We start from the raw sequence: 26,613 nt of genomic DNA, 5'->3' as shown, positions 1-26,613 counted from the left end.
TCATGCCACTTCTTAAAACGCGTCCCAGTCTGGCGATGAAAATTTCCGCCGGACTGTCTCTGATCATTCTTTTGGGGCTTGGTTCCTGGCAGGTTGACAGACTGTTCTGGAAAAAAGACCTGATTGAAATGCGCCAGGCGCAGGCCCAAATGCCACCGATTGCCGTGCCGACCGATACCACCCTTGACCCCGATATGGCATTTCGCGCGGCCTACGCCGAAGGTCGTTACCTGAACGACCAGGAAAAATACCTGATGGCGCGCACCCGGCGCGGCAATGTCGGCTTTCAGTTGATCACCCCGCTTGAACAGGAAGATGGCCGCATCATTCTGGTCAATCGTGGGTGGGTGCCGCAAGATTACCGCGAACCTGAAACCCGCCCCGACAGCCTCATCGAGGGTCCGGTACGTGTATCGGGTGTGTTGCGCCTGCCAAGCGAGAAGCATTGGGCGCAGCCGGAAAACGATGCGATCAAAAATCAATGGTTCTATGTCGATGTCAATCACATGGCCGAAGATACCGGTGCCGACCTTGCAAGCCAGTATTATCTCGAACTCGACGATACGCCGATCCCGGGCGGATTGCCGATTGGCGGGCAGGCCAAGGTTGAGTTGCCCAACAACCATCTGGAATATGCCATCACCTGGTATAGCCTGGCACTTACCCTGATCGTGATGTTTGTCCTTTATCACCGTCGCCCAACCAGCGATGACGAAAAAGACGCGTAAGCCTGATCTTGTCGCCACCAGTTGACTGATATTTTGCGGACAGCAGCCAGACTGCCCGCGCAGGAGTTCCCATGACCGAAGCGTATAGAAAGCTCGAAGCCCGTTTTCACCGTATGAGTGTCCTGTCCGGTATTGGCGGGATGTTGCACTGGGATATGGCTGTGATCATGCCGGACGGCGGTGCAGATGCCCGTTCCGAACAGCTTGCGACATTGAGTGTTCTGGAAAACGAGCTGATCAATGCACCGGATCTGGGCGATCTAATCAGCAGTGCGGAAAGCGAGCAGCTTGACGATTGGCAGCAGGCCAATCTGGCAGAGATGAAGCGCGCCTGGGTTCATGGCACGGCGGTGCCCGTCGATCTGGTTGAGAAGATGTCACGGGCGGAGACCCGCTGTGAAGTGGCATGGCGCAAGGCACGGGCCGACAACGATTTCAAGGGGCTCCTGCCGCACTTGCAGGAAGTACTTGATCTGTCGATCGAGGCTGGCAAAGCCAAGGCAGAGGCATTGGGCACCTCGGTATATGATGCGTTGCTTGATCAGTATGATCCAATGATGCGCTCTGATCGGATCGATAGCCTGTTTGCCGAGCTGGAAAGCTTCCTGCCCGATTTTACCGCCGATGTGATCGAACGCCAGAAATCCGAAGATAAGCCGGTTAAACCAACCGGTCCGTTCGCGGTTGAAACCCAAAACCGGATTGGCCTTGATCTGATGAAGGCGGTTGGTTTCGATTTTGACCACGGACGGTTGGACATTTCCCATCATCCGTTCTGTGGTGGCATTCCGGAAGATGTGCGTTTGACCACGCGCTATGACGAGAATGATTTTACCTCGGCCATCATGGGGGTTCTGCACGAAACCGGTCATGCCATGTATGAGCGCGGATTGCCCGCCGATTGGCAAAACCAGCCCGTGGGCAAGGCGCGCGGTATGACCATGCATGAAAGCCAGTCGCTTCTGGTGGAAATGCAGGCCTGCCGGTCAGAAGAGTTTCTGACCTATGCCGGACCGGTGTTCAAGGAAGCCTTTGGCGGTGACAGCGCCGCGTGGGGGGCAGCAAACCTGCATCGCCTCTATACCCGCGTTGAGCCGGGCCTGATCCGTGTTGATGCCGACGAGGTGACCTATCCCGCACATGTAATCTTGCGCTATCGGTTGGAGCGCGCGCTGATCGAAGGCGACATGAAGCTTGCTGATCTGCCCGGCGCCTGGAACGAGTTAATGCAAAAACTTCTGGGCATTGTCCCCGAAGATGACCGTAATGGCTGCATGCAGGATATCCACTGGCCATCGGGTGCATGGGGATACTTCCCGACCTATACGTTGGGGGCGATGGCCGCAGCGCAAATCTTTGCCGCGGCCAAGGAATCCAACCCTGAAATACCCAACGCATTGTCGCGTGGTGATTTCGCCCCGTTGATGGGCTGGCTTCGCACAAACATTCACAGTCAGGCCTCAAGCAAATCCACCGATGCCATCCTTGAGGCCGCGACCGGAAAGCCCCTTGGCGTGGATGCCTTCAGGACCCATCTTGAGAATAGGTACGGCCAGTAAATTCAATTGAATGGGCCCGGCAATCTGCTAGCATTGATTTATTGATCGGTGATACACGCGGCCATCGATCCTCGGGACAAGAAGTTCCCAAACCTTTCATGGGCTCTGCAAACACATGGGCATAACCGACGGCAACAAGAAGGTGATGGACCGACAGGTCTTTGCCATCGATCAGGTTATTTTCCGCGAAGGAAAGCCTGGAAACGCTGCCTATGTCGTGCAGGAAGGCAAAGTCGAAATCTTCAAGACGCTGGGCGAAGGCAAAGAGGTTATTCTCGGCTCGATCGAGGCCGGTGGTCTTTTTGGCGAACTCGCACTTGTCGATAATCAGCCGCGCATGGCCTCTGCCCGGGCCAAAGAACGTACCGTTTTGATCGCGATCAGCCGCCAGACGTTTGAAAAGAAAATGTCGGGGTCGGACCGGTTTATCAAAGCCGTGTTGCGAATCCTTTTGGGCAACTACCGCACGGTTGTGCGCCGGGCGGCATTGGCTGAGTCGAAGCTCAAGGAACATGGCATTCCGCTTGACGGTTAGGGTGGGCTGAATGCGGGGTGGGGCCGTGGCTTGCGCGATAATGCGTAAAGCACGGCAGGCTTGCTGGATTGGCCCTTGACTATATCTGCTCAAACCCTCACTAAATCAGGCTTTGGCGTGTTGTTTGGGGGCGATTTGTACCCAAATGCACGCAACCTATATTCGCCTTATGCAGGAGCAGGTCTAGTGCGCTATGTCAGCACGCGGGGAAGCGCCCCCGTTTTGCAGTTCGATGAAGTTCTTCTTGCCGGTCTGGCCCGTGACGGGGGGCTTTATGTTCCCGAAACATGGCCGACCTTTTCCAAGGATGACATTCGTGCTCTGCGAACTCTGACTTATGCCGAAGTGGCCTTTAAAGTCATCCAGCCGTTTGTTGCCGGCACTGTTGATGACGACGCCCTTAAGACCATTCTCGAAGATACCTATCGCGGCTTTGATCACGAAGCGGTCGCACCGCTCAAGCAGCTTGGCCCGAATGACTGGGTGATGGAGCTGTTCCATGGCCCGACACTGGCGTTTAAGGACTATGCGCTTCAGGTGGTTGGCCGTCTGTTTGACCATGTTCTGGCCAAACGCGGTGAGCGGATCACGATTGTTGGTGCGACGTCGGGTGATACCGGGTCGGCCGCGATTGAAGCCTGCCGGGATCGTGAAAATATCGACATCTTTATCCTGCATCCCAAAGGCCGCGTTTCGGAAGTTCAGCGTCGTCAAATGACGACCATCCTGTCGGATAACGTGCACAACGTTGCCGTCGAAGGATCGTTTGATGATTGCCAGGATCTGGTCAAGGCGCTGTTTAACGACCATGGCTTCCGCGATGAAGTTGGCCTGTCGGCGGTGAATTCGATCAACTGGGCGCGCATCATGTGCCAGATCGCCTATTACTTCTGGGCAGGTGTGCAGCTTGGATCGCCGGAACGCGAAATTTCCTTCTCGGTGCCGTCGGGTAACTTCGGCAACGTTTATGCCGGTTATGCCGCCATGCAGATGGGTCTTCCGATCAAACAGTTCGTTGTCGGTGCCAACCGCAATGACATTCTGGCCCGTTTCTTTGAGACCGGGACCATGAAGATGGAAGGCGTTGAGCCGTCGCTCAGCCCGTCGATGGATATTCAGGTCAGCTCGAATTTTGAACGTCTGATGTTTGATCTTTATGACCGTGATGGGCTTGCGATTGCCGAGATGCTGACCAAGTTCCGTGAAACCGGTGTTATGGAAATGTCGCAGGGCCAGTTTGGCCGGGCGCGTGAACATTTCGATGGGTATCGGCTGGATGACGACGAAACCAAAGCCGCGATCAAGGATGTGTTGGCAACCAGCGGCGAACTGGTGGATCCGCATTCGGTGATTGGCATCGTGTCAGGCCGTCAGTGCAATCGGGACAAATCGGTACCGATGGTGGCACTGGCAACCGCACATCCGGCGAAATTCCCCGATGCGGTCAAGCAGGCGTCGGGCATCTACCCGGACTTGCCGCCGCGTCTTTCTGATCTATATGACCGACCTGAAAAGGTCGAACCAATGTCCAACGATGTGGCGGCCTTGATGGCGCATGTCCGCAAGAACCGGCGTGCAGCCTGAAGACCAGCCATGGTTGGGATAAGAATGCGAAACAGGAGTAATGCTATATGACAGTCGAGCTCACCCAGCTTGACAATGGAATGATTGTCGCGACTGACCGCCTTGATCATGTGCAGTCGGTTGCCTTGGGCACGTGGGTTGATGTTGGGGCGCGTAACGAGACGCCTGACATTAACGGCATTTCCCATATGCTTGAACATATGGCGTTCAAGGGCACGCGTCGTCGTTCCGCGCTTCAGATTTCCGAAGAAATCGAAGCAGTTGGCGGGCAGATGAATGCCTATACCTCGCGCGAGAACACGGCCTATTATTGCAAGGTCCTGCACGAAGATCAGGAACTGGCGATTGATGTGATTGCCGACATTCTTCAGCATTCCACACTGGATGCGAAGGAACTTGAACGCGAACGTCAGGTGATCTTGCAGGAAATCGGTCAGGCCAATGACACGCCTGACGACATCATTTTCGACTATTTTCAGGAAACCGCCCTGCCAAATCAGGCACTTGGGCGTTCGATCCTCGGCAGTCCGGAAAATGTATCGTCGCTCAGCCGTGACCATCTGTTTGATTTCATGTCGCGCCGCTACAGCCCGAAACGCATGGTGTTTTCGGCATCGGGCAAGGTCGAACATAATCGCGTTGTCGATATGGTGGCCAAGAAGTTTGACAGTCTTCCGGCCCATGAAGATCACGAGATGGAGCCGCTTAAATACGAAGGCGGCAGCCGGATCGAAAACCGCAAGCTTGAACAGGTGCATGTGATCTTTGGTCTGCCGACCGTGTCCTACACCGATGACAGCTTCTATGACCTGCAAGTGTTCAACACCCTGCTCGGCGGTGGCATGTCATCGCGCCTGTTCCAGGAAATCCGTGAAAAGCGCGGGCTGGTTTATTCGGTCTATAGCTTCTCGTCGCATTATGTCGATGGTGGCTTGTTCTCGATCTATGCCGGGACCGGTGCCAATGACGTTGGCGAATTGATGCCGGTCATGTGTGATGAACTGGTCCGCGCGACCGAGGATCTGACCGAGGAAGAAGTCGCGCGTGCACGTGCCCAGCTTAAGGCATCTGTGGTGATGGCGATGGAAAGCAATTCCGGCCGCTGTGAAACACTGGCCCGTCAGATCCAGATTTTCGGCCGCCCGCAAAGCATGGAAGAAATCGTTGAAAAGATCGACGGTGTTGACCTTGAAAGCGTGCGTCGTTCCGGCAAGGCATTGCTGGATGGCACACCGACCGTGACGGCCCTCGGCCCTGTCGATCAGATGCCGTCCTACGACGATCTGGCGGCACGCCTGCGTAGCTAGGATGAGGCGGGCTTTGAACGCATTAACGGCACCTGCCTGACCCGGCTGGTGCCGTTTCTTTTTGCGGCGGTGCTTCGGCTGGTGTATCCCGATAGCAGGACAGTTCGTGGAAAGTGCAGCATGCAATATGCCTTTGACATAGGGGGCTCGAATATCGAGTTCGGTGTTTTTGATGCGGGTGGGATGATGGTGCTTCATCGCAAGGCATCGACACCGCGTGATGACCGCGATGCCTTTGTCAAAACCCTTGCGGGCTTTGTGCATGAGGCCGATGAGCAATATGGCAAATGCCCGGTTGGCATCAGCCTTGCCGGTGGAATGGATCCACAAACCGGGTCGGTCATTTCCGCCAATATTCCGGCCATCAAGGATTGGCCGTTGGCGGCCGAACTTTCAGCCATTCTGGACCGTCCTGTTCTGGTCGAAAATGACGCCGATTGTTTTGCCTTGGCCGAGGCAACAACAGGTGCCGCCCAAAACGCACGCACCGTCTTTGCCATTATCCTTGGCACCGGGGTTGGTGGCGGCATTGTGTTCGATGGTCAGTTCGTTGGCGGCAACAGCGGTATCCGAGGTGAATGGGGGCATGGCAATGATGTCGCCGGTAGCCTCATCAAACATGGCCTGTCGGCGGTTGCCTGCGGCTGCGGGCGGACAGGATGCCTTGATAGCTGGGGCGGGGCGCGCGGGCTTGAACGAATTTACGCGCAACTCCATGATCAGGCACCTGCAAGCCACGACATCACAACTGCATGGCTGGCCGGGGATGACAAGGCAGCACGGGTTATCGACATCTATTGTGATCTGGTTGCCCGTGAACTGGCATTGATGGTCAATGTTGTTGATCCGGACTGCGTCCCGGTGGGCGGCGGATTGGCATCCGAGACGGCCTTGATCGCAGAGATCGACACCCGGGCGCGAAAGCATGCCCTGGGGCGCTATGACGCGCCGCTGGTGGTGCCCGGCGCCCATGCCCGCGATGGCGGTTTGCGGGGGGCGGCCTTGTTGCACCAGATGACAGTCCGACCGAAATCCGCATAACCGACCCGGTCATATCAGAAAAATATTATCCAATCAGAAGAATGGCCTATGCCTTGGTATGCTTACGGTTTAGAATTTGCCGCATGCGATTATCGGACTTAATTGTCGCACGATAACAAGGCTTTATGACTGGCGTTCTTGCGCAAGGCGGTGCCAGTCAAAAAATTGGGAAATCACATGACCACCGAGTTTGAGACCGATCATCAGGGCGAAATGGCCAAAATGTTTGAACAGCGTGTTGAGGCGATCCTGAAGCTCGGTATTGAGCAGTTCGGTCTGCCAGTCGGCATTTTTAGTGCGATTGGCGAACAGACCTATGAAATTCGACAGGTGTTTCATCCTGAAAATGCCCTGACCCCGGGCATGGAATTCGATCTTGATGAGACATTCTGCAGTCAGGTTATTTCGGCCAGCAAAGTCTTTGCCTTTCATGATGTCAGTGAAAGTGAACTGGGATCGCATCCGGCGGGCGAGAAATTCGGGTTTGCCGCCTATCTTGGCGCACCGATTGTTGTCGAGGGCGAATGCATCGGGACCCTTGCATTTGGCAGCCCGGTGCCGGTGAAGGCCTTTACCAAGCATGATATAGATCTGGTGCAGCTTTTTGCCGACTCAATCGGGCAGGCGGTTGCCCATATCCACGATCGCAAGGCACTTGATCAGGCGCGCAAGGATATCGAGCTTTCGACCAATACCGATCCGCTGACAGGGCTTTACAATCGCCATTACATGGAAGGTATCTTGCGAACGGAGCTTGAACGTTCAAACCGTTATGGCAATGCGGTTGTGATCGGGATGGTCTATTTCGACAATCTCAAGAACCTGAATGAGAAGTTTGGCTATGATGCCGGTGATGCGGCGTTGAAACTGTTTGCCAAGGTGGCATCGGGCATGAAGCGCGAAACCGATGTCATCGCGCGCTGGAGCGACAAGGAATTCATTATCCTGATGCCTGAAACCGGAGCCGCGGGTGCGTTGAACTATCTTCAGCGCCTTACAGAGCGCGTTGGTGCCGAGGATTTCGAGGCCGGAAGCGCACACCCGAAGCTTACACTCAGCATCGGCCTTGGCATTGCGGAGGCGGGCGATACGCTTGATAAACTGGTGTCACGCGCCAGCATCGCAATGCACCAGTCAAAGCAGTCCTGAACGGATAATTTGTGGCCGCACATTCGTGTGCGGCCATGTCGCATAAGCGGGCAAAAGAAAACCGCTTTGAGGCAAACCTCAAAGCGGTTTGTCTTGGCTGGGGCGGTAGGATTCGAACCTACGGTACACGATACCAAAAACCGATGCCTTACCACTTGGCCACGCCCCATCAGCGTGCGTGGCGCGGAAAATAGCGCCCTCATGACAAGAGTGCAACCCTCTATTTGAAGGTTTTTTTATCTCGCGCTCAGTCGGGGAAGGCCGCGCCCATATCTGCCTGCTCGCGGCTCTTTTCAGTAAGGATATGGGTGGGCGAAATCCACCAGTCCGGGTTCTGTGCCGCAATGGCATTTGCCGCCCGTTCTGCCTGATCACTTGTGTCGTAAATTCCGAAACAAGTCGCCCCGCTGCCCGACATTCTGGCCAGCAAGCATCCCTCTTCGCGGGCGAGCGCATTTAGCACATCACAAATTTCCGGAAGGATACCGGTGGCCGGCAGGGTCAGATCATTGCCGCATTCTGACAATGCATCGGCAAGGGCCGCACCGCTTTGAAAGGTCTGCGTGGTATCCCATGCGCCGGTCGGGCTAAACCCCTCGTCGGCGCGGGCCTTGAATATTTCGGGTGTTGAAACCGCCTTGCCGGGATTGATCAGGACCATCGGGACGGACGGCAGGTCGGGCAGTGCGGTGATTTCTTCGCCGATCCCCGACATCAGACAGGTTCTACCATGCAGGCAAACCGGGACATCTGCCCCAAGTGTTAGCGCCATGCGCGACAAGGTGTCTTCGTCGAGGTCAAGTTTCCACATCTCGCACAACAACCGGATCGCCGCCGCCGCATCCGCCGACCCGCCACCAATCCCCGATGCAATCGGTAATCGCTTATCAAGGATCAGGTCGGCCCCCTGTGTCGTGCCACTTTCAGCCTGGAGCATCCGGGCAGCACGCATCACAAGGTTGTCACTGGTGTCTTCAAGGGCAAGGTTGGCGGCCATGGGGCCTGTGATCGAAAGGGTGATGGTGCCATCGTCGCGCACCTCGCCACTTACCACGTCGCCGGATGCAGTAAAGCAGACGAGGCTTTCAAGCAGGTGATAGCCGTCATCGCGTTTGCCGGTGACGTGCAAAAACAGGTTAACCTTGGCAGGTGCCTGCTGGCGATAGGTCGCAGACATGAACGTTTCTTCCCAAATGCGTCAGTTTACGACGGTCGGGGCCACGCTTGGTACCTGACCATTGATCTTGGCTTCGACGGTACTGCGCAGTTCTTCGGTCGGATTGAAGGACAGGGCACGGTGCCACTGGAAGCGGGCCTCGTGATAGCGCCCGATCTGCCAATAGGCATCCCCCAGATGATCATTGATGGTCGGATCGTCGGGTTTCAGTTCGACCGCCTTTTCAAGCTGTTCGACCGCATCTTCGAACCGGCCCAGTTTGTAGTAAACCCACCCCAGACTATCGACGATATAGCCATCATCAGGCTGCAATTCGACGGCGCGTTTAAGCATGTCTTCGGCCTGATCGAAATTCATGCCCATATCAACCCAGCTATAACCAAGATAGTTGAGCACATAGGGCTGTTCCGGTTCGACTTCGAGCGCCTGAAGGAAATCTGCCTCGGCCTTGGCCCAGTCACCGGCACGTTCATGGGCAATGCCGCGACGATACAGCAAACGCCAGCCAACCTGGGTCTGGCCACCAAGCCGTTCAATCGCCTTGTCATAGGCGTCTGCGGCCGGGCCATATTGTTGCTGAATGCGCAGGATATCGCCAAGCTGGATCAGCGCATCCGGGCGATCACGGCGTTCGCTGACCATGTCTTTGAGGATATCAATCGCTTCATCCGCGCGGCCGATTTGCTCTAGGCTTGAGGCGGTTCGAAGCCGCGCATTCCAACTGTGCGGGGATGAGCGCGGGATCCCTTTGTAAACCTCAATTGCCGTTTCAAAACGGTTCTGAATTTCCATCACTTCGCCAACCAGAAGTCGGGTAATGTCATCATCGGGACGCAGCGACAGCGAATAGCGCGCCATCAGCAAGGATGGATCAACCGCGTTTTCCTGACTAAGCAGGGTGGCAATATCAAGATAGGCTTCTGCCAGACCCTCTGCCGGGGTCAGCATGGTGGCGATCGGTGGCTCTTTGCGGTCAAGCCGTGCGAGATGGAACGGCATGGCAAGCGATTGCGGATGCCGATCCATATAGCTTTCATACAGAAGGGATGCCTTTTGCACCTGACCTTTGCGCTCATAAACAGCGCCAAGGGCCTCGGCAGCGCGAAGCGGCGCGTCGGCCGGATCGCCATAAGCACTGGCAAGGGCGCGTTCGGCGGCATCAAAATCACCAAAATGCGCCAGGATCAGACCGCGATGATATTCCGAAAGCGGGTTAAGCGCGCCATTGCCCTGCATGCCATCAAGGGCCGTCATTGCCGCGTCTTTTTGATCAAGGCCGGTGTAAAGCCAGGCCTTTGCCAGCGGCGCAATCAGGGCATTGATGCCACGTTCCGGGAGGCTTGAGACAATATCAAGCGCATCCTGATAACGATCTTCGCGAATGGCGGCATCCATCACGGTCAGGGCCGCAAACAGGTCCTGATCATTTTCGGATTGCAAACTGGTGGCAATGTCGACGGCATCGCTGATGCGCCCGTCGCTGATCAATGCTAGGAAGGCGCGGCGGCGCAATTCTGCGTTATCGGGGTCGAGTTGATGGGCGCGCAATAGATATTGCGCAGCGTAGTCGGACCGGCTTTCCATCTGGGCGGCCTTGCCAGCCAGGAAATTGCCCGAAAACCCGTTGGATTGCGGATACTCGAAAACGGCATCGTCGCTGTTCTGTGGCATGGTGCCACAGGCTGAAAGCGCAACAGCCGTCATCGGGATGAGGAGATGTAACAATTTACGTTTCAAAGGCTTTTCCTGCGTCCGCAATTCGGGTTCGGCGATGCCAGATCTGGCGCATCGCCATAGTGAATTTCGGGATTAGCCTACTCAGTCGGCAATTATAAGGCAAAGCATTTGCAACAACGACAAACCGCTATCTTTGAATGGGATCACTGACACGGGAATGTGGCGCGCAGGATAATATGTCTTCATTCTCGCGACAGGGCTTCTTTGACCAGTGCAATCCAATAGCTGACACCATGCGTGATGGCGTCATCATTGAAGTCATATGCGGCGTTATGAAGCAACCGGTCGCCATCCGTCGGGCCATTACCAAGCCAGATATAGCAACCCGGTTTGACATTCAGCATGAAGGCGAAATCTTCGCTGGCCATGGACGGTTCCGGATTGGTGTCCACCTGATCTGCGCCGACGATCTTCGATGCCACCGCAAGGGCGATTTCGGATTCTGCCGGGCTGTTGATTGTTGCCGGATAGCGGCGTTGATAATTCACGCGGGCATCGCAGCCCAAGGCCTGTGCGGTGTGTTTGGCTGTGTCGACCAGACGCGCTTCGATAACATCCTGAATATCAGGATCAAATGTGCGCACAGTGCCGCGAATGGTTGCGGTATTGGGGATTACGTTCCAGGTGTCACCGCCGAAAATCTGCGTGGGCGAAATCACAGCGCTTTTCAAAGGATTGATTTCGCGTGCAACGATGGTTTGCAGTGCCAGCAGAACCTGCCCTGCTGTTGTAATCGGATCATGTCCGAGATGGGGCATGGCCGCGTGGCACCCTTTGCCCTCAATCACGATTTCAAACACGTCGTAGCTTGCCATCATCGGGCCAGCCTTGACGGCCATGGTGCCGATATCGCGGCCCGGCCAGTTATGCATGCCATAAACCGTATCGACCGGATGGCTGTCAAACAGGCCCTCTTTGACCATCTCGCGCCCGCCGCCTTCGTTTTCTTCGGCAGGCTGGAAAATAAAATCAACCGTTCCGGCAAAATCCGGGTTTTCAGCAAGGATTTTGGCGGCACCAAGCAGCATGGTCATATGGCCATCATGACCACAGGCATGCATTTTACCCGGATGTTTTGACGCATAAGGCAGATTGGTTGTTTCATGGATATCAAGTGCATCCATGTCGGCGCGAAGCCCGATCCGCTTTCCCGCCCCTTTGTTGCCACGCAGGGTTGCGACAACACCCGTCTTGGCGATGCCGGTTTTGACTTCCAAGCCAAAGGATTTCAGCTTTTCTGCGACAAAGGCACTGGTCAGGTTTTCTTCAAATGCGGTTTCAGGGTGAGCATGCAGATGGTGACGCCAACTAATGAATTCATCGACAAGTTCGGTGGCGCGAGGATGAAGGGAGCAAGAAGGGACAGTCATCTGCATACTCGATTTTGGATGATATGTGCGGGCGTGAACCCGGTAACTTAACACCGGGATCACCATATTTCAGATGGTCCCGGTTCCGCGATGTGATCAGATACCCTGAAGTTTCAGGATCGCTTCGGCAACAAGAACCGAACCGGCATAGGTGCCAAGGAAGACAAGGCAGGCAACCAGTGCGAGTTTCCAGCCGGAATGTTTGGCAACTTCGATTTCCTTTTTGGCAATCGCAAAGCCGGCATAGGCAAGCGCCGGGGTTGCAAGGGCCAGGAAGTTAACCGATTTGGCCTGTGCGACAATCCATTCCGAACCCGGGGTCCAGGGCAGGGTCGCGACAATGCCAACCAATGAAATCCATGCAACGCTTGGCAGATAGAACGGCGCAAAGCGGGTCAGGATAAGGCCAGCCATCGAGATCAAATAGATCACGATCATGCCCATAAATCCGTCCATCAAAGGAATCGCCGGTCCGACTGTGTTCATCACCAGTCCGACAAGGCAGACAATGATCAGGACGATGGCATGATCGACAAGATCAATTTTCGGGCGGGTGGTTTCTTTTGCAACAACGCTATCAGACATGATCAAGCCCCCTTGTTGTCAGCAGCGGCAAGGTCACGCTTACCAGCCGTCGCGTTATAGAGTTTTTCAACGATCGGAAGAGCAATAAACAGTCCGGCATAAAGACCTGTTGCATAGGTCAAAAGGTTGCTCGCCCCGGCAAGTGCAAGGATTTCGTCCTTCATGGTCGGGACAACTTCGGTCAGCGCACCAGTGCAGGCCGCCATCATTGATCCGCTGCCGATCCCGCATGCCATTGCAAGTGCGCGCGGATCAAAAACATCAATGCTGGCAAACAGCGACGCCAGAATGGCGAAAATGAAGGTCCCGAACAGCGTACCGATCACATAAACGCCCATGACACCCGCACCTTCCGGGCTTTTAAGCGTGTAACGGTCGGCGATGATGGCAAGGTTCGGTTCACGTGCGATCGAGAAGGTCGCTCCAATGGCCTCACGGCCCATCTTCAGGCCCCAAACCGCAAGCGGGAATGCCAGCACAATCGTGCCAAGGTTCCCAAGTTCCTGCAGCAACAGCGCAGGACCCGCTTCGATGATGGTTTCGATTGCCGGGCCGATGGTGGTTCCGAATTTGGCGATGAACGGCATGATCGCAATGACGATCAGCGGTGAGGCCGCCTTGACTTCTTTTTCACCGATGAACTTGCCAAATTTCGGCATGACATTCGGATTCATAAGGGCAGCCATGATAAAGGCATAAAGCAGCGGCAACAGAAGAATTGCCCCAATTCCCAACGGAATTTTGCGAATGCCGATCAGCTCGGCGATTGCCCCAATGATGATAACGGCTAAATGGAGCTTCCATAGCCCCATTTGTCCCCGAAGCGCATTCATTTCCCAGTCTCCTTGACAGACAGTGGCGTTTACGACGCAAGGACACCATTCCCATTGTTGCGGGAAACCAAACGCGCCTTGTCATCCCTGTAAAATCCGGCGACGCAAAATTCATCGTTTTGCCATTTTTAGATCCGGAATTTCCGACCGAGAATGGGAACATGCTGATTCATGGGCAAGTGCCATTTTGGGATGCTTCTGTTGCCGAAATGGCAACACGTCACGCAAGGTTATTCATGTTCTTCGGGATACCAGGCGGAGCCAAATGCCTCCATCCGATCCCGGATCATGCCTGTAACAGCCCGCACTGCGGCGGTTTTGGGGCGCTCCTTGCGCACCAGCAAGTGTGAAGGAACACGCGCCAGGAAGGGATCTGTCATCGGGATGGCGACGACTTCTCCTCTGCGTAGTTGTCGTGATACCGCAAAGGCGGGCAGATAGGTAATACCGCCCCCCGACAGGACAAAGTGAATGGCAACATTGATCGAATCGGCAGTCAGAAAAGCATCCCGCGCAACGCGATTTCCCGGATCGGCATTTGCCAAAAGTTTGGACACTCCGAAATTCTGATCCAGCAAGGCGGCCGGATAATTCAGCGTTTCATTCAGTTTGCAGCTTTGCTTGGAGGCAAGGGCAAATTCCGGCGGGACCAGCACGCAAAGAGGGCTATGGTTTTCTGCAAGTAATTCAAGCTCTGGCGTGCGCGGCGGGTTGAAAACCAGCCCCAGATCATAGTCATCGCGCAGAATGCCATGGGTGATCTTCTCGGTTCCGGCAACATCGACTTCAAGCCGAATATCGGGGAACTCGTCGCGCAGAGGGCGGATCACGTGATTAACAAGGTCGACAACAAAGCCCTCCCCGGTTGCGATGCGCACCGTCCCGGCAATGGCGCCACGGGCTGCGGCAAGATCAACCGCAAATGCTTCGTCGATTTCGATGCGCTTGCGTGCATGTGCCGCAACCATATGTCCCGTTTCGGTAAAGATGATCCCGCGTTTGGTGCGTTCCATCAAAAGCGTATTCAGATGGGCCTCAAGGCTTGAGATCTGTCGACTGATCGCCGAGGGGGCAATGCGCAAGTTCTCGGCAGCAGTCCGGATCGAGCCGGCTTCGAAAACAGCCAAAAAATAACGGAGAGGTTTGTCATCGATCTTCATATCGGGGCTTCGAATTGTGGGGCGATGTCGTAATCAGAGCATATCTGTTGCTGTTTCGGCAACAACATGTTCCGGCAATTGATCTTGAAACAGCGGTGCTTCCGCCGGAAGTTGATCAGGAAATCAAAACAGAAAAGGGCGGAAAAGAGCGGTCAAAGGCGAAGATTGTCACCTTTGATACAGCGCGTAACGACCCCAAAGCAGCAAAGAGGCAGCAATCGTGACACAAACACCCACACACACGAATGACACCGGAACCGTCGGGGTCATTGGGCTTGGAAATATGGGACTTGGTATGGCGCGCACACTTTTGCGCGAGGGCCACGCTGTAACCGGGTTTGACCTTTCCGTCGAACGCCAGGCGGATGCTGCGCGCGATGGTGTGACCATCGTTGCCACCCAACAGGAACTTTTTAGCGCCTGTGAGACCATCATTCTTTCCTTGCCGACAGCACGCCACGTGCAAACCGTTCTGACCGGGGATAATGGCCTTGCGTCTTGTGATCTTGCGCCGCGCCTGATCATTGATACGACAACGTCTGAACCCGATGTGACCCGTGAACTTGACGCGGCTTTGCGTGTGATCGGTCATGTCCTGATTGATGCGCCCGTCAGTGGTGGCCCCGCTGGTGCCAATAGTGGGCAACTGACCATGATGGTTGGCGGCGATGATGCCGGTTTTGCCAAGGCGATGCCGATCCTTTCAGTTCTGGGTGGCAAGATTACCCATGTTGGCCCGGTGGGTGCCGGTCACGCCGTCAAGATTATCAACAACATGCTTGTTGCGACCCATCTTTTGACCATGCGCGAAGCAGTCGCACTGGGCAAGGCGGCCGGGGTGGATACCAACTACCTGATCTCCGCACTTAATGCCGGTTCAGGGCGCAGCGCTGTTAGCGAAGTCAATTATCCGAAATGGGTTCTTTCCGGGCAGTTTGACAGTGGCTTTACCATGGGGTTGATGCGCAAGGACATGCGCCTTGCCATGGATTTGGCATCGCAAAAGGACGTGGCGCTTCCGGTCAGTCAACTGGCGGGACAGATTTGGCAGGACAGCGCAGCGGCGCTTTCCGATGACATGGATTTCAATCGCATCACCGAATTGACCGCGAGCACCAACACCGCCAAGGCAGGAGAGTGAAAATGAGCAGCGCAGATAAACTGATGACTCGTGACTATGCCAAGGCCATGGCACCGTTCTTTGCCGATGGTGTTGTTGGCAGTTGGGTCAATGGTGCGATCATGCCGGGCGAAGGCGTTGATATCGAATTGATCGATCCTGCAACCGGCAAGGCGTTTTTGACCTTCAAGGATGCTGGTGGCGATGTCGTGGATGCGGCTATGAAGGCGGCGGTTGCCGGACAGCGTGTCTGGTGGGCGATGACGGCGGCGGAACGTGGTCGTATTCTCTGGAAAATCGGTGCCCAGGTCCGCGATCATCTTGAACAGCTGGCACTTCTGGAATGCGTTTCTGCCGGTAAGCCGATCCGTGATACGCGGGTCGAGGTGCTTAAAGTCGCCGAGATGTTTGAATATTATGCCGGTTGGGCAGACAAGCTTCATGGCGATGTGATCCCGGTCCCGACCAGCCATCTGAACTATACCCGTCCCGAGCCATATGGCGTTGTTACGCAAGTAACGCCCTGGAACGCGCCGATCTTCACGGCCGGTTGGCAGTTGGCCCCGGCCTTGTGTGCGGGCAATGCGGCGGTTCTTAAACCTTCGGAAATGACGCCGCTGACCTCTGTTGCGCTTGGTGTTCTGTCGAAAAAGGCAGGTTTGCCTGATGGTGTTATTTCGGTACTGGCAGGATTGGGCCATACCACGGGTGTTGCGGCGACAACCCACGATGCCACCCGTAAGGTCGTCTTCGTCGGATCCCCCAAAACCGGTTCTGTTATCGCGGCCCAAGCCGCCCAGAATATCGTGCCGTGTGTTCTTGAGCTTGGTGGGAAATCGGCAAACATCGTGTTCGAAGATGCCGATCTTAAGCGGGCCTTGACTGGCGCGCAGGCAGCGATCTTTAGCGGAGCCGGGCAAAGCTGTGTTGCCGGTTCGCGCCTGTTGGTCCAGCGTTCCGTGTTGGATCAGTTCCAGGAAATGCTGGTTACGGGTGCCAATCATATTCCTGTGGGCGATCCGCTTGATACCGCAACCCAGATTGGCCCGATCAACAATGATGCCCAGTATCAGACGGTAAATCGCCTGATCGCGGCGGGGCGTGCCGAAGGGGCCGAAATTCTTGCAGGTGGTGCCCGCCCGGATGGGGGGGCTTGTGCCGATGGGTATTTCTTGCGTCCGACGGTTCTTGGCAATGTCCGCAACGATATGTCGATTGCGCGTGACGAAATCTTTGGACCGGTTGTTTCTGTCATCCCATTTGATGACGAGGCCGAAGCCATTGCCATCGCCAATGACAGCAAATTTGGCCTGGCCGGTGCGGTGTGGACCGGTGCGGTGGACCGCGCGCACCGGGTGGCTGCGAACGTGCGGGCCGGGACGTTCTGGATTAACAGCTATAAGACCATCAATGTCATGTCGCCATTTGGCGGATTTGCACATAGTGGCTATGGCCGATCCAGCGGCAAGGAAGGCTTGATGGAATATATGCAGCCCAAAAGTGTCTGGACCGAAACCGCAGCAAATCCGCCGGTTGCTTTTGGCTATGCGCCGGAATGATCAAATGATCAAGTGATCAAATCATCAGACTAAATAATAAGGGCCGCAAAAAGCGGCCCTTATTTGTATGAGGAAAGCCAAAAAGGCTTACATATTCGGGTAGTTAGGGCCGCCGCCACCTTCGGGCACGACCCAGACGATGTTCTGGGTCGGGTCCTTGATGTCACAGGTTTTGCAATGCACGCAGTTCTGCGCGTTGATCTGCAGGCGCTTGTCACCATTGTCTTCGTCTTCGACGAATTCATAGACACCGGCCGGGCAGAAACGTGCCTCTGGCCCGTCATAGACGGCAAGGTTGGTGTTGACCGGAACACTTGCATCTTTCAGCGTCAGGTGGATCGGCTGATCTTCGCTGTGATTGGTGTTCGACAGGAAGACCGATGATAGCTTGTCGAAGCTGATTTTCCCATCCGGTTTCGGATAGTCGATCTTTGGCATTTCTGCTGCTGGCTTCAGGCAGGCATGATCCGCATGGTTTTTGAAGGTCCATGGTGCCTTGCCGCCGAACAGATAGGTATCAACCGCACTGTAGGCCATGCCACCCCAGAAGCCCCACTTGGCGAAGCTCGGTCGGATGTTACGCACCTTGTGCAGTTCCGGATAGACCCAGCTGTCTTTAAGGCGCTGCGGGTAGCTTTCCATCTTTGCCGGAACTTCATCCGCAGTCAGGGCCTCAAACGCGGCCTCGGCGGCGAGCATGCCGGTCTTCATCGCGGTGTGCGAACCCTTGATCTTCGGCACGTTCATGAAACCGGCCGAACAGCCGATCAGGCAGCCACCCGGGAAAACAAGATCTGGGATCGACTGGAAACCGCCTTCGTTCAGTGCACGTGCACCGTACGAGATGCGACGACCGTTTTCGAAGATCTTGCGGATTTCTGGATGCGTCTTGAAACGCTGGAATTCATCAAACGGGCTGAGATGCGGGTTTTCGTAATCAAGACCAATCACGAAACCAACAACCACCTGATTGTTATCAAGGTGATACAGGAACGATCCGCCATAGGTGTCCTTATCAAGCGGCCAGCCAACGGTGTGCTGAATCAGGCCTTCCTTGTGGACTTCGGGGTCAACTTCCCAAAGCTCCTTGATGCCGATGCCATAGGTTTGCGGATCGGAATTTTTGCGCAGATCAAATTTCTTGATCAACTGTTCGGACAGCGAACCACGGCACCCTTCGGCAAAGAAGGTGTATTTGGCATGCAGTTCCATACCCGGTTCATGGTTCGGGCCCGGCGTGCCATCACGTTGCAGGCCCATATCACCCGTGGCGATACCCTTGACCGATCCGTCTTCGTTAAACAGAACTTCGGCGGCGGCAAAGCCCGGATAAACTTCAACACCAAGGGCCTCGGCCTGTTCGCCAAGCCAGCGGCAAACATTGCCAAGGCTGACGATATAGTTGCCTTTATTGTGCATTTGCGGCGGGGTCGGCAGCTTTTTAGCGCCAGTTTCGCTCAGCATCATGAACTGGTCTTCGCCAGCCGGCACGTTCAGCGGTGCGCCGCGTTCTTTCCAGTCCGGGAAAAGTTCGTTGATCGAGCGTGGCTCCATCACGGCACCTGAAAGGGTGTGTGCGCCGACCTCGGAACCTTTTTCAACCACACAGACGGTGATTTCTTTTTCCTGTTCCTGGGCGAGTTGCATCAGCTTGATGGCCGCTGACAGACCGGATACACCGGCGCCAACAACGACCACGTCAAATTCCATGGATTCCCGTTCCATTTGGCCTCTCTCCTTTGGCTGGCGACCGTATCGAACTGTTTCCGTTCGTTGGCCGTGAGCCGGTATTCACCGTTCAGAGTCTCGCCCAAGCCCTGAATTCTCTCATAATTCTCTATGAATACAGCTATACCGATCATGGGATCAGTTGACAATCCATAGTCACGAACGGTGTCGCGTTTGTACTCTGGCACAAAGGACCCAAAATCGTATAAGGTCGTCCCAAGCAACAGCTGCGATCCCGTTCGCGGTGCAACATACATCGCCTTAGTGTAGATGAGCAAACCAATTACAGACTTTGATGTAAATAATCTCGACCCGTTCGAGGCCCTTGTCTGGCAATTTGAAATGGGCGCGGACGAGGCCATCGCCGACGAGCCGCTTGACCGTTTCAAGGCGTCCGAAAGCCTGCGTCAGAACGCGGCGAACCGGCCGGGCTTTGGCGCGAATGCGGGCACCAACCCGCAGCGTCCGGCAGGGGCGTCGGCCCGTCCGGCACAGGCAGCTGGCACCGGCCCGGCACCAATGCCCGCTGGCGCGGATGGTGGGTTTTTATTGTCTGACACGCCGCATGAGGCACGCCAGTCCGCACGTGATGCGGCGGCCGCGGCAAACAGTCTTGAGGAACTCAAGGCGGCGATTGAAAAGTTTGAAGGCTGTGCTCTTAAGAAGTCCGCCAGCAATACCGTTTTTGGCACCGGCAGTGTCGAGGCCAAGCTGGTGCTGGTCGGCGAAGCGCCCGGTGCAGAGGAGGACCGTCAGGGACTGCCGTTTGTCGGGCCAAGTGGCAAGTTGCTTGATGCCATGTTGCGATCCATCGGCCTGGCGCGTGAAGAAGTTTACATAACCAATATCCTGCCATGGCGGCCACCGGGAAACCGCCAGCCGACCACAGCCGAAGTTGCAGTATGTGAACCGTTTGTGCGCCGCCATCTTGAATTGATCGGGCCCAAGGTTGTGGTGTGTCTTGGCGGCAGTTCGGCCAAAACCCTGATGGAAGAAGATCGCGGGATCACGCGTTTGCGCGGCACATGGAAGGAAGTTGCCTTTGCCGATGGCAAAAAGGCCGACCTGACTGCGATGTTCCATCCGGCTTATCTTCTGCGCACGCCGGAACAGAAACGCCTTGCCTGGCGTGATTTGCGCGCGATCGCACAAAAGCTTTAAGGAATTGGCGATAAACTGACTGTATGCATGGGAGATATGCATGCGTTCGGGGTGCGTAATCTGGTGTGGGCCAAGTGCTTGATTCCAGATAAATGATTTCGCGGTTTGGCCATTTGCTGCTATAAGGGACGCCGTTGCACGAGGGGGAACACCACAGGCAACGGGTTGCGAGACCAAACTGCTTCGGGATAAACACGCGGCTTGAAAACAAGTCTCGTTGGGGAAACTAATTTTGATCGAAGCAATAAGAACACGCCTGCCGGGTGTCAAAAGCACCTTAAGGCAGGGCCTATTCTTCGCGTTTCTTGGCACCATGACCGTCATGGGGGCCACGTCACCTGCTGTTGCCAGCACGCAGGAACAGGCAGCCCTTGGCAGCCCGGTTCTGGATGACGCGCTTTCGACCGTAATCCCCAAGCCACTTTCCGAACGTGACGCCGAACTTTACGAACAGATTTTTGCCGTTCAGGAACAGGGCCGTTGGCAAGATGCCGACCGCCTGATTTCGCGCCTGTCTGATGATGTCCTGATGGGGCACGTGATGGCGCAGCGTTATCTGCATCCGACGGCCTACCGTTCGCGTTACAAGGAACTGAAAGACTGGCTTGCCAGTTATGCCGATCATCCGCAGGCACCGCGCATCTATAAACTTGCGCTGACACGTCGCGGATCGGCCAATTATCCGAAAAAGCCTGTGGGCAGCTATGTTTCGGGTGCCGGTTATGATTACGAGAACATCACGCCCTATTATCACAAGTCATCCAAGAAGCTGTCGTCCAAGCAACGTTCGCGCGTCGCGACCCTGAAAAGTCGCATCCGCCATCGCATCGGCAGTGGCTGGCCGACCGGCGCGCTGGAAGTTCTTGAAAGTGACGAGGCGCAGCGTCTTTTTGATGCCTATGAGCAGGACCACGCCAAGGCGGCAATTGCATCAGGTTACTATTACTTTGGCAAACCGGACCTTGCGTTGAAATATGCCGGTGAAGCGGCAAAGCGTTCGGGCAAGTACCTGCCGCAGGCACATTGGACGGCGGGTCTGACCGCGTGGCGTCTGGGCAAGATGGATGAATCGCACGCCCATTTCGCAGCGCTGAGCACCAACAAATATGCATCCAGCTGGACCCGGACCGCCGGTGCGTTCTGGGCAGGGCGTATTGATCTGGCCGCTGGCCGGTTCGAAGAGGCCGATGCCATGTTGAACCGCGCGGCGGAATATCCGCGCTCGTTCTATGGTCAGTTGGCGATGCGCGCACTTGGCCGTGATGATGTCTTCGACTGGGACAGCCTGGAACTTGATGAAAACCGTGCCAACAAGCTGAAGCTTGATCCGCATGGGCGTCGTGCGCTTTCGCTGTTGCAGATCGGGCAGCGCGATGAAGCAGAACGTGAATTGCGCAAGGCCGCGGCAAAAGATGATGATTCGCTGCGCCGTGCTGTTTTGGCGCTGACCGATACCGCCAACTTTGCATCGCTTACCATGCGCCTTGGCAGCTACATCGCCCAGAAGACCGGTGATGTGTTTGTAAACGCGCTTTATCCGGTTCCGCCATGGGAGCCGGAAGGTGGTTACGAAGTTGACCGGGCGGTGATTTATGCCTTCATGCGTCAGGAATCAGGTTTCAATACCGACGCCCGCAGTCATGCCGGTGCGCGTGGCTTGATGCAACTGATGCCGGCAACCGCAAGCTATATCGGCAATACCCGTTACCGGGGTGAAAAGCGTGCCGAGCTGTATCAGCCGGAAATCAACCTGTCGCTGGGGCAGAAATACGTTGATCACCTGCTTGAACAGAATGGCGTTGATAACGGCTTCTTGCAGTTGATGGCAGCCTATAACGGTGGCATTGGCAATCTTGGCCGTTGGCAGAAGGCGCTTAAGGACAATGTCGATCCGCTGTATTTCATCGAAAGCATTCCATCGCGCGAAACCCGACTGTTCATCGAACGCGTGATGGCAAACCTTTGGATGTATCGTTCGCGGTTTGGTCAGGAAACGCCGTCGCTTGATCTTCTGGCCGCCGGTGAATGGCCAACCTATCAGCCGCAGGATCAGGAAAATGATCGCGGACTGACGGCCCAGCGTTAAGCACACTCATCTGCGATGACAGCCAGTAACGGCGACACCCCGCAAAAGCACCCATCACATGACAAGGACCGTCGCCCGGATCAGGGGACGGTCCTTGATCGTATCAAGATGCCGCCCATGAGCGGCGAAGAAGCTTTGCGACGGTTTAACGAGGGGCAATCATCGGCAAATGGCGTCGGGAATGCGCCGCAGCCGGGCGAACTTGATAATCTTCATCCGATCATCAAGTTGATGGCCCTTGGCGGGACATTGGTTCTGATTGTCGCGGTGTTGCTCGGGGTGCTTTATCTGTTCGCGGCTTGATGCAGCTATCCGGACTAATCCGCGCTGATCACGGCATCTGCACTGGATTGCAGGGCCTTGATTTCGCTTTCGGTGGCATTGCCGAGCGGGTCGTCCTTGGGAAGGTCGCGATAAAGGTCGCTAAGCACGCGAAGCGCCTGATCGGATTTGCCATTTTGTTTCAGCATCATGCCGTAATAGTAGCGTGCCAACAGATGGTTGGGCATTTGCCCAAGGGCATGAAGCACAAGATCGCGTGATGTACTGTCGATCTGACCATCCTGCGCGGTGATGCGGGTATCGGCATATTCGATGGCAAGCAACGGATTGTGACCCGAAAGGGCGTAGGCCTGCGCAAAGGCGGCAACGGCCCGTTCAATATTGCCAAGGCGCAGCGATCCACGCGCCAAGGCGACCCAGCCTTGAAGATTGCGCGGGTTTACCTCAAGCGAGACGACAATCTGATTAAGCAAGCGCCTGATCTGTTGATCGGTTTTGAAATCCGGGTCGGTGGCGTTATCGGCAACGGCCGCGGCGGCGGCCAGGTTGCGTTCACCGGCACGGTCTGCATAGGGGCGTGATGGCAGCATCGGACTGCCAATGATCGCATAAAGACCCAGTGCCGCGATGACCGGGAGTGCGGCAAACGTCAAACGGCGCGCACGAGATCCGTGCCCGTCGGATTTCGGCAGGCTTGCATAGAGTGCAGAACCCGCCAGAACTGCCAGAACCGTCAAGCCAACCCAGATCACGCGAAACCTCCGACCGGTTGACGATATGTCAGGCGATCACGTTTCATCAGGACTTGCCGTCATCATTTGAAGTGCCAAGAAGTTCGTCCAGACGGTCCTGTTCGTCTTTTGACAGGGATGCAGATGCCGGGGAACCTTCGCGCTGCTTGCGGCGATAGAACGCAAAGACCGCCAGCAACGCCAGCACCACCAGAACAGCCGGGCTTGCCCACAGAATATAGGTTTCCGGTTTTAACGGCGGGTTCAAAAGGACATAGTCGCCATAGCGCGCAACGATATAGTCAATGACCTCTTCATTATCGTCGCCGGCAACGAGGCGTTCACGCACCAGCACGCGCAGATCACGCGCCAGTTCGGCATCAGAATCATCAATCGACTGATTCTGACAGACAAGGCAGCGCAGTTCCTTGCTGATTTCGCGCGCGCGTTCTTCCAGAACCGGGTTGGACAGCATTTCATCGGGGTTGACCGCAAATGCCGGGTTCGATGCAATGACCGGAACCAGAATGGCAAGTGCGCCAAAAACAAGTTTAAAGCGGCTTATCATCCCTTTAACTCCGCGATTTTCGGCAGCAGGACCTTTTCAAGGACTTCGACCGTAACAGGCCCGACATGCTTGTATCTGATTTGGCCAGTACCATCGATGATGAAGGTTTCCGGCACGCCATAGACGCCAAAATCAATGCCGGTCCGGCCCGACAGATCCATGCCGACAGCGGTATAGGGATCGCCAAGTTCGGCCAACCATTTCACGCCGTCCTCGGGATCCTTTTCCTTGTAATTCAGGCCATAGACCGGAACGTCGGCTTCGCGTGACAGGCGTTTGATCAGCGGATGTTCTGCGCGACATGGAACGCACCAGCTTGCAAAGACGTTCAGAACCGATACCTCGCCCTTGGTCAGATCAGCACGCGACAGGCCCTTGTCCCGGCCTGGCAGTGGCGGCAGCGAGAATTCCGGTGCCGGTTTATCGATCAGGACCGATGGCACAACCGATGCATCCTTGTCGATGTTTAACAAGAACACCCCGGCCAGTGCGGCAAACAAAACCAGCGGAATGACAGCGATCGAAAATCTCATGAAGCGGGAACTCCAGTCTTCTTGAAGCGCAGGATTACGCGCGTGAGGATGCTGAAACATCCACCGATCAACATCAATAACATGCCGCCCCAGACCCAGGGCATCATGGGCAAATAATGAACCGTTACCACCCGGCCGCCATCATCATCACGGTCACCGATCGAGACATGCAGATCGCCATCGCGACCATGCCAGATATCGGCTTCACGGGTTTCAACGCCACGGATCGGGTAATAGCGAATTTCAGGGAAAAGTTCGGTGACAGGCAGGGAGTGCCGATACAGGATAAAGGTCGCCTGACGGGTGGCATAGTTTTCACCAGCCAGAAGTGAGACACCTTCATATTGCAGGTTATAGGGACCTGCCTGAATACTTTGTCCGGCACGGGCAGAGACAACAACCTGTTCTTCCCAGATGCTGCTGGCCGATCCACCGGCAATCAGGATTGCAAGGCCGATATGGGAAAGGGTCATGCTGATATAGCGCGGACCCAGAAGTTGCAGATTGCGATATTTGCTTTCGCCATATTCAGGATGACGCCAAAGCCGCGCCCACAGATCACTTAGCGACGCGGTCAGAACCCAACCGGCAAGACCGATACCGATCAGTGGTGCGGGGGACAGGTCGATAAAGCGGATGGAAACGAACAGCACCGTGATGAGCGACAGGATGGCTGCAAGCTTCATGCGCCGCCCGATCATCCAGACTTCATCTTGTCGCCAGCGCAGAGCCGGGGCAAAGGCCATCAGAAACAGCAAGGGCAGAACAATCGGGATCAGAGCTTTGACATAGAACGGCGCACCTACCGTGATCGGGTCGCCCGTAATCCATTGCAAAACCAGTGGATAAATCGTTCCGATCAGCACGACGGCAGCAACCAGCGACAGCATGACGCTGTTGAGGAACATCGCACTTTCGCGCGAAATGACATCAAAACCGCGACCATCGCCCATCTGATCGACAGAGCGCCAAAACAGGTAATAGGCGACGGCAAACACCAGACAAAACGCGACCAGAAGTCCGGTACTGTCAATCGGCAGAAGCTGTGTTTCGGGCAGGGGCGCAAACAGATCTGATCGGGTCAGGTAGACCCCGAACCATCCCACCGCAAGCGTTGTGATGCCCAGAAAGGCTGTCCAGGCGCGTAGGGTTTCGGTTTTTTCCAGAACGGCCCGGCAATGCAAAAGGGCGGTTGCCAGCAACCATGGCAAGAGAAGGCTGTTTTCCGCCGTGTCCCAGTACCACCAGCCACCCCATGCTTGTTCGCTGTAGGAGCGATAGGCATTGATCGCAATCGCGGTGCCAAGGCAGACCCAGGATATGATGGTCCAGGATCGCATGGTTTCGGCAAACCGGCGGTCAATCTTGCGGTCAAGCAAACCGGCCAGTGTCATGGCAAAGATACCGGCAAGGCCCGCCAGACCAAGATAAAGGAACGGTTCGCGCAGGACTTTAAGAAGGTCCTGGCTTTGCGGGTTCATCCCCCGACCATCAAGCGGCGCAACAGTGACGCGCAGGAACGGGTCGGCATCAATCAGTGTCACGACACCAAGAATTGTGATCAATGCGCCAAGAACGGAAAGGGCATTGCGGGCAAAGCGATCCGTACAGATGGCCACTGAACTGCGCAGTTGGATCGCAATCAGAAGATTGACCAGTGAAAGGGCCAGAAGCCACAGCAGCATGGCCCCGCCATCGGGGGTAAAGGCCGCCCCAATGCGATAAAGCAATGGGGTCGATGAATGACTGACGTTCGATACGATGGGCAGGGTGAAGTCACTGACGATAAAGGCATTAAGCAACGCCCCCTCAGCCAGAAGGCCAAGTAACAGAATGACGCCAGGCAGCAGAAACAGGCTGGTCGGTTTTACCGTAGTCTGCCCGAAAGTACCGTCATTATCATCGTCATCGGAAAAGGCTGGGCTGCCTGCCGGTGTGGCAGAAGCCCGTTGCGGGGAGAGCATGCGCAACGATGCACGTAGCCAAAGCGGGCTGAACAGAACCGCCTGTCCAATTCCCGTGACCACCATCAGCAGCAGGGCAAAATGTCCTAACTCTGCAAACATGTGCGTCTATGACT

The 26,613-nt window shown here is 55.7% G+C and carries 24 protein-coding genes and 1 tRNA gene; 13 read left to right on the top strand and 12 right to left on the bottom strand.

Features of this window, described 5'->3' with window-relative positions; all coding sequences use genetic code 11:
- Positions 1 to 2 precede the first annotated feature (2 nt).
- The 7 genes from TH4_RS02915 (at position 3) to TH4_RS02885 (ending at position 7,903) form a co-directional block, all read left to right on the top strand.
- Positions 3 to 728 carry an SURF1 family protein gene (locus TH4_RS02915; RefSeq protein ID WP_064779837.1) on the top strand — a complete coding sequence of 242 codons (726 nt, stop codon included), beginning with the start codon at positions 3 to 5 and terminating at the stop codon, positions 726 to 728.
- Positions 729 to 799: 71 nt separating this feature from the next.
- The gene (locus tag TH4_RS02910; RefSeq protein WP_064779836.1) at positions 800 to 2,287 is read left to right on the top strand and encodes a carboxypeptidase M32; all 1,488 of its coding nucleotides are present in this window, start codon (positions 800 to 802) and stop codon (positions 2,285 to 2,287) included.
- Positions 2,288 to 2,402: 115 nt separating this feature from the next.
- Positions 2,403 to 2,822: a cyclic nucleotide-binding domain-containing protein gene (locus TH4_RS02905; RefSeq protein ID WP_063088567.1), complete on the top strand. Its 420-nt coding sequence runs from the start codon at positions 2,403 to 2,405 to the stop codon at positions 2,820 to 2,822.
- A 186-nt stretch (positions 2,823 to 3,008) separates the two neighbouring features.
- Positions 3,009 to 4,406 carry a threonine synthase gene (gene thrC, locus TH4_RS02900; protein WP_064779835.1) on the top strand — a complete coding sequence of 466 codons (1,398 nt, stop codon included), beginning with the start codon at positions 3,009 to 3,011 and terminating at the stop codon, positions 4,404 to 4,406.
- Between the two features lie 47 nt (positions 4,407 to 4,453).
- On the top strand, positions 4,454 to 5,713 hold the full coding sequence (locus TH4_RS02895) for a M16 family metallopeptidase (RefSeq protein WP_008889206.1): 1,260 nt from the start codon (positions 4,454 to 4,456) through the stop codon (positions 5,711 to 5,713).
- A 120-nt stretch (positions 5,714 to 5,833) separates the two neighbouring features.
- Positions 5,834 to 6,754, top strand: a complete 921-nt coding sequence (locus tag TH4_RS02890; protein ID WP_064779834.1) for an ROK family protein — start codon at positions 5,834 to 5,836, stop codon at positions 6,752 to 6,754.
- A gap of 177 nt (positions 6,755 to 6,931) precedes the next feature.
- The gene (locus tag TH4_RS02885) at positions 6,932 to 7,903 is read left to right on the top strand and encodes a sensor domain-containing diguanylate cyclase (protein ID WP_157097698.1); all 972 of its coding nucleotides are present in this window, start codon (positions 6,932 to 6,934) and stop codon (positions 7,901 to 7,903) included.
- A 94-nt stretch (positions 7,904 to 7,997) separates the two neighbouring features.
- Here TH4_RS02885 and TH4_RS02880 read toward each other — a convergent pair.
- The 7 genes from TH4_RS02880 to TH4_RS02850 form a co-directional block, all read right to left on the bottom strand.
- Positions 7,998 to 8,072: transfer RNA gene (locus TH4_RS02880), tRNA-Gln, on the bottom strand.
- A 78-nt stretch (positions 8,073 to 8,150) separates the two neighbouring features.
- A complete protein-coding gene (locus TH4_RS02875; protein ID WP_064779832.1) occupies positions 8,151 to 9,080 on the bottom strand; it encodes a 4-(cytidine 5'-diphospho)-2-C-methyl-D-erythritol kinase in 930 nt (309 codons plus the stop codon).
- Positions 9,081 to 9,101: 21 nt separating this feature from the next.
- On the bottom strand, positions 9,102 to 10,817 hold the full coding sequence (locus TH4_RS02870; protein WP_064779831.1) for a tetratricopeptide repeat protein: 1,716 nt from the start codon (positions 10,815 to 10,817) through the stop codon (positions 9,102 to 9,104).
- 182 nt (positions 10,818 to 10,999) lie between these two features.
- The gene (locus TH4_RS02865) at positions 11,000 to 12,187 is read right to left on the bottom strand and encodes a M20 aminoacylase family protein (protein WP_064780023.1); all 1,188 of its coding nucleotides are present in this window, start codon (positions 12,185 to 12,187) and stop codon (positions 11,000 to 11,002) included.
- Positions 12,188 to 12,283: 96 nt separating this feature from the next.
- The gene (locus tag TH4_RS02860) at positions 12,284 to 12,772 is read right to left on the bottom strand and encodes a hypothetical protein (protein ID WP_064779830.1); all 489 of its coding nucleotides are present in this window, start codon (positions 12,770 to 12,772) and stop codon (positions 12,284 to 12,286) included.
- 2 nt (positions 12,773 to 12,774) lie between these two features.
- Entirely contained in the window at positions 12,775 to 13,605 is an 831-nt protein-coding gene (locus TH4_RS02855) for a DUF3100 domain-containing protein (RefSeq protein ID WP_143588670.1), read from the bottom strand.
- Between the two features lie 230 nt (positions 13,606 to 13,835).
- A complete protein-coding gene (locus TH4_RS02850) occupies positions 13,836 to 14,765 on the bottom strand; it encodes a LysR family transcriptional regulator (RefSeq protein ID WP_008889214.1) in 930 nt (309 codons plus the stop codon).
- A gap of 14 nt (positions 14,766 to 14,779) precedes the next feature.
- Between TH4_RS02850 and TH4_RS02845 the strand changes: the two genes are divergently transcribed.
- Genes TH4_RS02845 through TH4_RS02835 form a run of 3 tightly spaced genes read left to right on the top strand, consistent with a single transcriptional unit; the run spans position 14,780 to position 17,444 of the window.
- Positions 14,780 to 14,989 carry a hypothetical protein gene (locus TH4_RS02845; protein WP_064779829.1) on the top strand — a complete coding sequence of 70 codons (210 nt, stop codon included), beginning with the start codon at positions 14,780 to 14,782 and terminating at the stop codon, positions 14,987 to 14,989.
- Positions 14,986 to 15,906, top strand: a complete 921-nt coding sequence (locus tag TH4_RS02840) for an NAD(P)-dependent oxidoreductase (protein ID WP_245227703.1) — start codon at positions 14,986 to 14,988, stop codon at positions 15,904 to 15,906. Before TH4_RS02845 ends, TH4_RS02840 begins: the two co-directional genes overlap by 4 nt.
- 2 nt (positions 15,907 to 15,908) lie before the next feature.
- A complete protein-coding gene (locus tag TH4_RS02835; protein ID WP_064780022.1) occupies positions 15,909 to 17,444 on the top strand; it encodes an aldehyde dehydrogenase family protein in 1,536 nt (511 codons plus the stop codon).
- Positions 17,445 to 17,531: 87 nt separating this feature from the next.
- On the opposite strand, the gene TH4_RS02830 is transcribed toward TH4_RS02835, so the two are convergent.
- Entirely contained in the window at positions 17,532 to 19,169 is a 1,638-nt protein-coding gene (locus TH4_RS02830; protein ID WP_064779827.1) for an electron transfer flavoprotein-ubiquinone oxidoreductase, read from the bottom strand.
- Between the two features lie 273 nt (positions 19,170 to 19,442).
- Between TH4_RS02830 and TH4_RS02825 the strand changes: the two genes are divergently transcribed.
- The 3 genes from TH4_RS02825 (at position 19,443) to TH4_RS02815 (ending at position 22,722) form a co-directional block, all read left to right on the top strand.
- A complete protein-coding gene (locus TH4_RS02825) occupies positions 19,443 to 20,333 on the top strand; it encodes a uracil-DNA glycosylase (protein WP_064779826.1) in 891 nt (296 codons plus the stop codon).
- A 232-nt stretch (positions 20,334 to 20,565) separates the two neighbouring features.
- Positions 20,566 to 22,419 (top strand): lytic transglycosylase domain-containing protein, encoded by a 1,854-nt coding sequence (locus TH4_RS02820; protein WP_064779825.1) that lies wholly within the window; start codon positions 20,566 to 20,568, stop codon positions 22,417 to 22,419.
- A 15-nt stretch (positions 22,420 to 22,434) separates the two neighbouring features.
- Entirely contained in the window at positions 22,435 to 22,722 is a 288-nt protein-coding gene (locus TH4_RS02815) for a hypothetical protein (protein WP_064779824.1), read from the top strand.
- A gap of 14 nt (positions 22,723 to 22,736) precedes the next feature.
- Here TH4_RS02815 and TH4_RS02810 read toward each other — a convergent pair whose 3' ends face one another.
- From TH4_RS02810 to TH4_RS02795, 4 genes are read right to left on the bottom strand one after another with little or no spacing between them, the layout of a single operon-like run.
- A complete protein-coding gene (locus tag TH4_RS02810) occupies positions 22,737 to 23,453 on the bottom strand; it encodes a tetratricopeptide repeat protein (protein WP_064779823.1) in 717 nt (238 codons plus the stop codon).
- 46 nt (positions 23,454 to 23,499) lie between these two features.
- Entirely contained in the window at positions 23,500 to 24,000 is a 501-nt protein-coding gene (locus TH4_RS02805; protein WP_063088581.1) for a cytochrome c-type biogenesis protein, read from the bottom strand.
- A complete protein-coding gene (locus TH4_RS02800; RefSeq protein WP_064779822.1) occupies positions 23,997 to 24,533 on the bottom strand; it encodes a DsbE family thiol:disulfide interchange protein in 537 nt (178 codons plus the stop codon). The genes TH4_RS02805 and TH4_RS02800 overlap by 4 nt, the downstream gene beginning before the upstream one ends.
- Entirely contained in the window at positions 24,530 to 26,599 is a 2,070-nt protein-coding gene (locus TH4_RS02795) for a heme lyase CcmF/NrfE family subunit (RefSeq protein WP_064779821.1), read from the bottom strand. Before TH4_RS02795 ends, TH4_RS02800 begins: the two co-directional genes overlap by 4 nt.
- Positions 26,600 to 26,613: the final 14 nt, after the last annotated feature.

It is taken from the genome of Thalassospira tepidiphila MCCC 1A03514, from assembly GCF_001662875.1.
Taxonomy (GTDB): Bacteria; Pseudomonadota; Alphaproteobacteria; order Rhodospirillales; family Thalassospiraceae; genus Thalassospira; species Thalassospira tepidiphila.
This window is presented reverse-complemented; position numbering and strand designations above follow the sequence as displayed.